We start from the raw sequence: 10875 nt of genomic DNA on the forward strand, positions 1-10875 counted from the left end.
TCGTGCCCGGGACCGCGCTGGTCGAGCTCGCCCTCGCCGCCGGCCGCCAGGCCGACACGCCCGTCGTCGACGAACTCGTCCTGGAGGCACCGCTGGTGCTGTCCGACGATGCGGCGCTGCAGATCCAGGTGACGGTCGGTCCGGCCGCTGCGGACGGGCGCCGTGAGGTGGCGATCTACACCCGCCCGGAGAACGGCGGCGACGACGAGCGGGAGACGGTCTGCCACGCCCGTGGCCTGCTCGGCCCGGACGCCGAGCCCTCGGAGGCGTGGCCGGCCGAGTGGCCGCCGGCGGAGGCCGAGCAGCTTCCCGTCGACGGGCTGTACGCGGGTCTGGCCGACATCGGTTACGACTACGGGCCGGTCTTCCAGGGCGTGCGGGCGGCCTGGCGCGACGGCGACCGGACGTACGCCGAGGTGGAACTGCCGGGTGACGGCGGTGGCGAAGGCTTCGGCATCCACCCCGCCCTCTTCGACGCGGCGCTCCACGGAGTGCTGCTCGACAAGGAGGCGGGATCCCCGCTCGACCTGCCGTTCACCTGGTCGGGTGTGCGGCTCGGGCAGGCCACCCGTGTCTCGCGGGCACGGGTACGGATAGCCCCGGCGGGGGAGTCTGCCTTCCGGGTCGACATCGCCGGCCCGCACGGCGAACCGGTGCTGAACCTGGCCCGCCTCGACCTGCGCCCCGTGCAGCAGGACCAGTTGGACACCAGACAGCGCGCTCACCGCAACTCCCTGTTCCAACTCGACTGGGCCCAGGTCACGTCCGCACCGGCGGCAACGGTCCGGACGGCCGTACTCGGCGACCTGGTGGCGCCGGGCGAGCGGTTCGAGGACCTGGACGTGCTGGAGAAGGCCCTGGCCGACGGCATGGCCACTCCCGAGGTCGTGCTCGCCGCGGTGGAGTCCCCGGCCGGTGCCGTCGATATGGCCGGAGCGGCGTCCGCCGTGGCGACGAACACCCTTGCGCTCGTCCGGCGTTGGGTGGAGAGCGCGCGGCTGAGCGAGGCTCGGCTGGTCCTGGTGACCCGCAACGGCGTGGACGCCGGCGAGGAGACGCCGGACGTGGCGCTGGCTCCGGTGTGGGGCCTGGTGCGCAGTGCGCAGTCGGAGCACCCGGGCCGGTTCGTGCTCGTCGACGTGGACGAGTCCGGTGCAGTGGACTGGGCGAAGGTGTTCGGCTCGGACGAGCCGCAGCTCGCGGTGCGTGGTGGCCGGCTGCTCGCGCCGCGGCTCGTGCAGGTGTCGGCCGTGCCCGGCGCGATGCCGGCGCTGGACGGGACGGTGCTGGTCACCGGTGGTACGTCCGGTCTGGGTGCGCTGTTCGCGAAGCACCTGGTGGAGCGGCACGGCGTTCGCGATCTGCTGCTGGTGAGCCGGCGTGGTGCGGCGGCGGAGGGTGTGGCCGAGCTGGTGGCGGAGCTGGCGGCGGCCGGTGCGACGGCGCGGGTCGAGGCCTGCGACGTGGCCGACCGCGACCAACTGGCCACGCTCATCGCATCGGTGGAGAAGCTCACCGCGGTCGTGCATGCGGCCGGTGTGCTGGACGACGGTGTGATCGAGTCGATGACCGCCGAGCAGGTCGAGCGGGTCATGCGCCCGAAGGTGGACGCGGCGTGGCACCTGCACGAGCTCACCGGCGGTATGGACCTGTCGGCGTTCGTCCTGTTCTCCTCGGTCGCGGCGCTGATCGGTACTCCCGGTCAGGCGAACTACGCGGCGGCCAATGCAACGCTCGACGCGCTCGCCGCCAAGCGTCGCGCCGAGGGCCTGGCCGCGACCTCGCTGGCCTGGGGTCTCTGGGCCGACGCGGGCGGCATGTCCGGTGAACTGGCCGAAGCCGAAGTGGCACGGCTGGAGCGCATCGGCGTCGGCGCGATCCCCGCCGACCTCGGCCCGAAGCTGTTCGACCAGGCCCTGGCCCTCGACACCGCCCTGCTGGCACCCGTCCGGCTCGACCTGGGCGCGCTGCGGGCCCAGGCGCGAGCCGGCATGCTCCCCCCGCTGATGCGCGCGCTGGTGCGTTCGTCGGCCCGCCGTGCGGAAGCGGACGAATCGCTCGCTCAGCGACTGGCCGACGTGGCGGAGCCCGAAAGGGAGGGCGTCGTCCTCCAGGTCGTCCAGGCCCAGGTCGCGGGGGTCCTCGGCCATGCGTCCCCCGGGGCCGTCGACCCGGCCCGCGCGTTCCAGGAGCTCGGCTTCGACTCGCTCAGCGCCGTCGAGCTGCGCAACCGGCTGACCCGCGTCACCGGCCTGCGATTCCCGACGACCCTGGTCTTCGACCACCCCACCTCGGTGGCGATCACCCGGCTCGTGCTGGCCAGGATGGCCCCCGCCGCCGCCGAACCGCCGATCGACCGGGAGCTGAAGAAGCTCGAAGACCTCCTCGCCGGGATCGCGGAGGACGGGGAGAAGCGGCGTGTGGCCGGGCGACTGCGCACCATGCTGACCGCGCTCACCGACATCGAGCGGACCGACAACGACCTCGCCCAGATCGAGGCGGCCACCTCCGCGATGGAGATCCTGCAGATGATCGACGCCGAGTTCCACGACGCGTGACGCGTGCTCGGACGAGACCGGACTACTTTCAGAACTACCTCGGAGAGAACGTGGCCATGAGTGGTGACAGCAATGCCCTCCAGCAGACCAAACTCGTCGAGTCGCTGAGGCGGGTCGCCGTCGACCTCAACGAGACCAAGGCTCGGCTGCGCGAGTACGAGGACCGGGCGAACGAGCCGGTGGCGATCGTGGGAATGAGCTGCCGCTACCCGGGCGGGGTGACCTCGCCGGACGAGCTGTGGTCGATGGTGTCGGACGGGCGGATCGGCACCTCCCGGTTCCCCGCCGACCGCGGCTGGGACCTGGAGAACCTCTACCACCCGGACCCGGACAACCCGGGTACCGCGTACACCCGCGAGGGCGGATTCGTCGACGCGGCGGGCGACTTCGACGCCGAGTTCTTCGGGTTGAGCCCGCGCGAGGCGATGGCGATGGACCCGCAGCAGCGGCTGCTGCTGGAGGCCGCGTGGGAGGCGTTCGAGGACGCCGGCATCGACCCGACGACGCTGCGCGGCAGCGACACCGGTGTGTTCTGCGGAGTGATGTACCAGGACTACGGGTTCGTCGCCGGCACGAGTGACCGCCGGGAGCAGATCGAGGGCTACCTGACGATCTCCTCGGCCGGCAGCGTCGCCTCCGGCCGCATCTCCTACACGTTCGGCTTCGAGGGCCCGGCCGTCACGGTCGACACCGCCTGCTCGTCCTCGCTCGTCGCGATGGACAGCGCGGCCAAGGCCCTGCGGCTGGGCGAGTGCTCGATGGCGCTGGTCGGCGGGGTGACGGTGCTTGCCCGGCCGAACGTCTTCGTGGAGTTCAGCCGCCAGCGCGGTATCTCCCCGGACGGGCGCTGCCGGGCGTACGCGGCCGCCGCCAACGGGACCGGATGGGCCGAGGGCGTGGGCCTGGTCGTGCTGGAGCGGCTTTCGGACGCGCGCCGCAAGGGTCACAAGGTGCTGGCCGTGCTGCGCGGGAGTGCGGTGAACCAGGACGGTGCGAGCAACGGTCTGACCGCGCCGAACGGCCCTTCGCAGGAGCGGGTGATCCGGGCGGCGCTGGCGAACGCCGGGCTGGACACGGCGGATGTCGACGCGGTCGAGGGGCACGGGACGGGCACGAAGCTGGGTGACCCGATCGAGGCCCAGGCGCTGCTGGCGACCTACGGCCAGGACCGGTCGGGCGATCCGCTGTGGCTGGGCTCGCTGAAGTCGAACATCGGACACACGCAGGCTGCGGCGGGTGTCGGCGGTGTGATCAAGATGGTGATGGCGATGCGGCACGGGGTTCTGCCGCGGACGCTGCATGTGGACGAGCCGTCGCCGCACGTGGATTGGGCCTCGGGTGCGGTGGAGCTGCTGACCGAGGCGCGGGAGTGGCCCGCGTCGGAGGGGCGCCTGCGGCGTGCGGGTGTGTCGTCGTTCGGTGTGAGCGGCACGAACGCGCACGTCATTCTGGAGGAGGCCCCGGCGGCCGAGCCGGCCGAGGCAACGGATGCGGCCGAACTGCCGGTCCAGGGCGTGGACCTGCCGGTGGTGCCGGTGGTCGTGTCGGCCAAGTCCGAGGCGGCACTGCGGGAGCAGGCGGACCGGCTGCGGGCGCACCTGATCGCCGAGCCGGGACTGTCGGTCGCCGATGTGGGCTTCTCGTCGGTGGTGTCGCGGGCGCAGCTGGATGCCCGTGGTGTGGTGGTGGCAGCCGATCGTGGTGAACTGCTTGCGGGTCTGGCCGGGTTGGCTGCTGGTGATCCGGTGGGTCAGGTGGTCGAGGGTCGTGTGGTGGCGGGGCGGCCGGTGTTCGTGTTCCCGGGGCAGGGTGCGCAGTGGGCCGGCATGGCGGTGGAACTGCTGGACTCTTCGCCGGTGTTCGCGGGTTTGATCGCGGAGTGTGACGAGGCTCTGTCCGCGTTCGTGGACTGGCGTGTGGTGGATGTGCTGCGTGAGGCGGAGGGTTCGCCGTCGCTGGAGCTGGTGGATGTCGTCCAGCCGGTGTTGTGGGCGGTGATGGTGTCGCTGGCCGGGCTGTGGCGTTCGTTCGGTGTCGAGCCGTCCGCGGTGGTGGGCCATTCCCAGGGCGAGATCGCGGCGGCGTGTGTGGCGGGTGGCCTCTCGCTTCAGGACGGTGCCCGGGTGGTGGCGCTGCGCAGTCGTCTGGTGCGGGAGCGTCTGGCGGGTCGTGGTGGCATGGTGTCGCTGGCGGTGGCGGTGGAGCGGGCCGAGGAGTTGGTGGCTGCGTTCGACGGTCGGGTGTCGGTGGCGGCGGTGAACGGGCCGGCGTCGGTGGTGGTTGCGGGTGAGCCCGGGGCGCTGGACGAGATCGTCGCCGAGTGTGAGGCGGACGGGGTTCGTGCGCGCCGGGTGGCGGTGGACTACGCGTCGCACTCCGCGCAGGTCGAGGCCATCGAGGAGGAACTCGGCAACGTTCTGGCCTCGCTGCGGCCGGTGTCCGGGAGTGTGCCGTTCTACTCGACGGCGGTGGGCGGGTTCGTCGACACGGCGTCCCTCGATGCCGGTTACTGGTACGGGAATCTGCGGGGTCGGGTCGGTTTCGAGGCGGCGGTGCGGGCCCTGACGGACCAGGGGACGGGCTGTTTCGTCGAGATGTCCCCGCACCCGGTGCTGGGTCTGGCGCTTGAGGGCACGCTGGCCGCGCACGGTGCGGCCGAGCGGGTGGGTGTGGTCGGGTCGCTGCGGCGCGGTGAGGGTGGTCTGCGCCGGTTCGCGTTGTCGCTTGCCGAGGCGTTTGCGGTGGGTGTGGCGGTGGACTGGTCCGTGTTCTTCAAGGACACGGCCGCGGCCCAGGTCAAGCTGCCGACGTATGCGTTCCAGCGTGAGCGGTTCTGGCTGATGCCGGGTGCTGGTGGTGGTGATGTGTCCGCGGCTGGTCTGGTGCGGGTGGACCACCCGGTGTTGGGTGCCGCGGTGCGCGTGGGGGATCGGGACGAGTGGGTGTTCGCGGGGCGGATGTCCCAGGAGTCCCAGCCGTGGACCCGTGACCACATGGTGTTCGGGTTGGTGTTGGTGCCTGGTGCTGCGTTGGTGGAGATGGCGTTGTCGGCCGGCCGTCAGGTGGGCTGCGGGGTGCTGGGTGAGCTGGTGCTGGAGGCGCCGTTGGTCCTGGAGGACGATGCGGTGCTCCAGGTCCAGGTCACGATCGGTGCGGCCGGTGAGGACGGGCGTCGTGAGGTCGGGGTGTACTCCCGCCCGGAGGCCGGCGAGGGTGAGGGTGACGAGGTCGAGACGACCTGCCACGGTCGCGGCTGGTTGACCGGGACCGCCGAGCCGGTGGCGGCGTTCCCGCTCCAGTGGCCGCCCGCCAACGCCGAACCCGTCCCCGTCGAAACGCTCTACCCGCGGCTGGCCGACATCGGCCTCGACTACGGGCCGCTTTTCCAGGGCGTCCGGGCGGCATGGCGGGTCGGCGACGACGTCTACACCGAGATCGCGCTCCCGGACGACGCCGTGGGCGTCGGCTCGGGATGCCACCCCGCTCTCTTCGACGCCGCACTGCACGGAGGCATGCTCTCGAAGGCGGCCGGGTCCGGGGTGGACCTCCCGTTCTCCTGGTCCGGTGTCCGGCTCGGGGAGTCCCGTACGACCCGCGCCCGCGTACGGATCTCCCCGGCCGGGGGTACCGCGCTGCGGATCGATGTGGTCGACGAGACCGGGGCCACCGTCGTCGCCGTCGACTCCCTCGGGCTCCGTCCGGTGGACGCGTCGCAGCTTGAGCGTGCGCAGGGTGTGGGTGATGCGCTGTTCCGGGTGGACTGGGCCGAGGTTGCGGTCGAGCCGGTGGGCTCGGTGCGGGTGGCCGTTCTGGGTGAGGAGTTCGTCGACCTGGACGCGTTGGAGCGTGCCGTGGTCGGGGGTGCGGAGGTTCCGGAGCTGGTCGTCGCCGAGGTTGTGGCTCCTGTGGACGGGGGTCCGGGCGCGGCGCGGGCGGTTGCGGCGGGGGTTCTGGGGCTGGTGCAGCGTTGGCTGGCCGTGGAGGGGCTGGGTGAGGCGCGGCTGGCGGTGGTGACCCGTCGTGGCGTGGGTGTGGGTGACGAGGTGCCGGATGTGGCGCTGGCTCCGGTGTGGGGTCTGGTGCGTAGTGCGCAGTCGGAGCATCCGGGCCGGTTCGTGCTGATCGATGTCGACGCGGAGGCGGACGGGGTTCCGGAGTGGGGTTCGTTCGCTGCTGGTGACGAGCCGCAGTTCGCGGTGCGTGGTGGCCGGCTGCTCGCGCCGCGACTCGCACGGGTGTCGGCGTCGTTGCCGGCGGGTGGTGCGTGGCGGCTGGCGGTGGGGCGTGCGGGTTCGCTGGAGGATCTGGCGCTGGTGCCGTCCGACGGTGGTCGGCCGTTGGGTGCGGGTGAGGTGCGGGTCGATGTGCGGGCTGCGGGTGTGAACTTCCGTGACGTGCTGATCGCGCTGGGGATGTATCCGGGCGATGCGCCGCTGGGCAGTGAGGCTGCGGGTGTCGTGGTCGAGGTCGGTGCCGAGGTGACCGACCTCAAGCCCGGCGACCGCGTCTTCGGCCTGATCCTCGACGCCTTCGGCCCGGTCGCCGTCGCGGACCGTCGCACCATCGTGCGGATGCCGTCCAGCCTGACCTTTGCCCAGGCCGCGGCGGTGCCGGTGGTGTACCTGACCGCGTACTACGGGCTGGTCGATCTGGCGGGTCTGCGTGCGGGGGAGCGGGTGCTGGTGCACGCCGCCGCGGGTGGTGTGGGGATGGCTGCGGTGCAGTTGGCCCATCATCTGGGTGCGGAGGTGTTCGCGACGGCGAGTCCGCACAAGTGGGATGCGGTGCGGGCTCTGGGTGTTGCGGACGGGCGGATCGCCTCCTCGCGGGATCTGGCCTTCCGGGAGGCGTTCCTGGAGGCGACCGGTGGTGCGGGCGTCGACGTGGTCCTCAATGCCCTCGCGGGTGAGTACGTCGACACCACGCTCGAACTGCTGCCCCGGGGCGGCCGGTTCATCGAGATGGGCAAGACCGACATCCGTGACCCCGAGGTCGTCGGCACGGCCCACTCCGGCGTCCGGTACCGCTCGTACGACCTCTTGGAGGCGGGTCCCGCCCGGATCCAGGAGATGCTGGTCGAGATCAGCGCCCTCTTCGAGAGCGGCGTGACCACGAGTGCGCCGATTCGGGCGTGGGATGTGCGTCGGGGTGCCGAGGCGCTCCGGTTCCTGCGTGAGGGCCGCAACATCGGCAAGGTCGTCCTCACCGTTCCGCAGACGCTCGACCCCACCGGCACGGCCCTGATCACCGGTGGTACGTCCGGTCTCGGTGCGCTGTTCGCGAAGCACCTGGTGGAGCGGCACGGCGTTCGCGATCTGCTGCTGGTGAGCCGGCGCGGTGCGGCGGCCGAGGGCGTGGCCGAGCTGGTGGCCGAGCTGGCGGCGGCCGGCGCGACCGCGCGGGTGGAAGCCTGCGACGTGGCCGACCGCGACCAACTGACCGCTCTCGTCGCATCGGTGGAGAAGCTCACCGCGGTCGTACATGCGGCCGGTGTGCTGGACGACGGCGTGATCGAGTCGATGACCGCCGAGCAGGTCGAGCGGGTCATGCGTCCGAAGGTGGACGCGGCATGGCACCTGCACGAGCTCACCGCCGGCACGGACCTGGCGGCGTTCGTCCTCTTCTCCTCCGCCGCAGGGCAGATGGGCAACCCGGGCCAGGCGAACTACGCGGCGGCCAACGCGGCCCTCGACGCCCTCGCCGCCAAGCGTCGCGCCGAAGGCCTGCCCGCGACCTCGCTCGCCTGGGGCCTCTGGGCCGACGCCACGGGCATGACCGGCGAGCTGAACGAGGCCGACCTTGCCCGGATGGAGCGGACCGGTGTCGGGGCGCTCTCCCAGGAGCTCGGTCTGGAGCTCTTCGACAACTCCCTCGGCGCCGAATCGGCCCTGCTGGTGCCCGTGCGGCTTGATCTGGCGGCACTGCGGGTCCAGGCCCAGGACGGGATGCTGCCCGCCCTGCTCCGGGGCCTGGTTCGCACGGCGACCCGGCGGGCCGCTTCGACGGGCGGGTCGCTCACCCAGCGGCTCGCCGGCCTCACCGAGGCCGACGCGGAACAGTTCGTACTGGAGCTGGTCCAGGCGCAGGTCGCGGCCGTGCGCGGCAACGCGTCCGGGGCGGAGGTGCCACCGGACCGGGCGTTCAAGGAGCTCGGCTTCGACTCGCTGGCCGCGGTCGAGCTGCGCAACCGGCTCACCCGGATCACCGGCCTGCGGCTGCCCGCCACCCTGGTCTTCGACCACCCGACACCGGCCGAGGTCGCCCGGCTGCTCCTGAAGGAATCCGGGGGCGGCGGCACCACCGCGGAGGTGCGGTCGCCGTTCGACGAGGAACTGACCCGGTTCGAAGAGCTGCTGACCGCGGCAGTCGGCGACGAGCGCGTACTGGCCGGCATCGAGCCGCGGCTGCGCTACCTGAGCAACCGGATGCGTGCCGTCCTGAGCGGACACGACAGCCAGATGGACGAGGCGGGATCGACGGCGGACGACGAGTTCGACGAGGTGTCCGACGACGAAATGTTCGACCTGATCGACAAGGAGCTCGGTGCGGCATGACAACGGGGAACGCGGACGAGCAGAAGCTTCGCAGCTACCTGCGAAAGGCCACTTTGGAACTGCGCGCGGCGAACCGTCGTGTGCGTGAGCTGGAACAGGGCGACATCGAGCCGCTGGCGATCGTCGGCATGAGCTGCCGCTACCCGGGCGGGGTGACCTCGCCCGAGGGGCTGTGGGAGCTGGTGTCGAGCGGCCGTGACGGCATGTCCGGCCTGCCCACCGACCGCGGCTGGGACCTGGAAGGGCTCTACAACCCGGACCCGGACCAGCTCGGCACGCTGACCGCGACCGCGGGCGGCTTCGTCGACGGCGTCGGTGACTTCGACGCGGACTTCTTCGGCATCAGCCCGCGCGAGGCCACGGCGATGGACCCGGCCCAGCGCCTCGTGCTCGAAGGGGCCTGGGAGGCGTTCGAGGACGCGGGCATCGACCCGACGTCGCTGCGGGGCAGCGAGACGGGTGTCTTCTGCGGCGCGGTCACCTCGGACTACGGCGGCTCGATGCTGCCCGAACTGGAGGGGTTCCGCCTGACCGGTACGCAGGGCAGCATCGTCTCCGGGCGCGTCGCCTACAGCCTCGGGCTGGAGGGCCCAGCGGTCACGGTGGACACGGCGTGCTCGTCGTCGCTGGTGGCGCTGCACATGGCGGCGCAGTCGCTGCGCTCGGGCGAGTGCTCGATGGCGCTCGTCGGCGGCGTCACCGTCCTCGCCGGCCCGTTCCTCTTCGTGGAGTTCAGCCGCCAGCGCGGCCTCGCGCCGGACGGGCTCTGCAAGGCGTACGCGGGTGCGGCGGACGGCACCGGGTTCTCGGACGGTCTGGGTCTCCTGGTGGTGGAGCGCCTGTCGGACGCCCGCCGCAAGGGTCACAACGTGCTGGCGGTGCTGCGGGGAAGCGCAATCAACCAGGACGGTGCGAGCAACGGTCTGACCGCCCCGAACGGTCCCTCGCAGGAGCGGGTCATCCGGGCGGCCCTGGCCAACGCCGGTCTTCGGCCCTCCGAGATCGACGCGGTCGAGGGTCACGGGACGGGTACGCGGCTGGGTGATCCGATCGAGGCCCAGGCGCTGCTGGCGACCTACGGCCAGGACCGGTCGGGCGATCCGCTGTGGCTGGGCTCGGTCAAGTCGAACATCGGACACACCTCTGCCGCCGCCGGCGTGGGCGGTGTGATCAAGATGGTGATGGCGATGCGGCACGGGGTTCTGCCGCGGACGCTGCACGTGGACGAGCCGTCGCCGCACGTGGACTGGGCCTCGGGCGCGGTGGAGCTGCTGACCGAGGCACGGGACTGGCCCGCTTCGGAGGGGCGTCCGCGGCGTGTGGGTGTGTCGTCGTTCGGGATCAGTGGGACGAACGCGCACGTCATTCTGGAGGAGGCTCCGACGGCGGAGGCGCCGGTCCGGGGTGCGGAACTTCCGGTCGTGCCGGTGGTCGTGTCGGCCAAGTCCGGTGCGGCGCTGCGGGAGCAGGCCGAGCGGCTGCGGGCGCACCTGACCGCCGAGCCGGGACTGTCGCTCGCCGATGTGGGTTTCTCGTCGGTGGTGTCGCGGGCACAGCTCGACTCCCGCGGCGTGGTCGTCGCGGCGGACCGTGATGAACTCCTTGCCGGTCTGGCCGCGTTGGCTTCTGGTGAGTCGGTGGCTCGGGTGGTCGAGGGCCGTGTGGTGGCGGGTCGCACCGCGGTGCTGTTCACCGGCCAGGGTTCGCAGCGGGCTCGGATGGGTGTGGAGTTGGCGGGGGCGTTCCCTGGGTTCGACGCTGCT

Annotated in this window: 3 protein-coding genes; all 3 read left to right on the forward strand. The window is 72.0% G+C overall.

The features are described from left to right. Positions 1 to 2558, forward strand: a 2558-nt coding sequence (locus ACIPSC_RS38815; RefSeq protein ID WP_400835070.1) for an SDR family NAD(P)-dependent oxidoreductase, incomplete at its 5' end; no start/stop codon positions are given. 56 nt (positions 2559 to 2614) lie between these two features. Next, positions 2615 to 9112: an SDR family NAD(P)-dependent oxidoreductase gene (locus ACIPSC_RS38820; protein ID WP_400835073.1), complete on the forward strand. Its 6498-nt coding sequence runs from the start codon at positions 2615 to 2617 to the stop codon at positions 9110 to 9112. Between the two features lie 38 nt (positions 9113 to 9150). Next, positions 9151 to 10875: type I polyketide synthase (locus tag ACIPSC_RS38825; protein ID WP_400835076.1), on the forward strand; the 1725-nt coding region annotated here is incomplete at its 3' end.

Origin of the sequence: Kitasatospora sp. NPDC090091 (assembly GCF_044747365.1) — a bacterium.
Classification (GTDB): Bacteria; Actinomycetota; Actinomycetes; order Streptomycetales; family Streptomycetaceae; genus Kitasatospora.

Coding starts and splice junctions, on each gene's coding strand:
- ACIPSC_RS38820 (WP_400835073.1), top strand. CDS start 2,615: ATGAGTGGTGACAGCAATGCCCTCCAGCAGACCAAACTCGTCGAGTCG.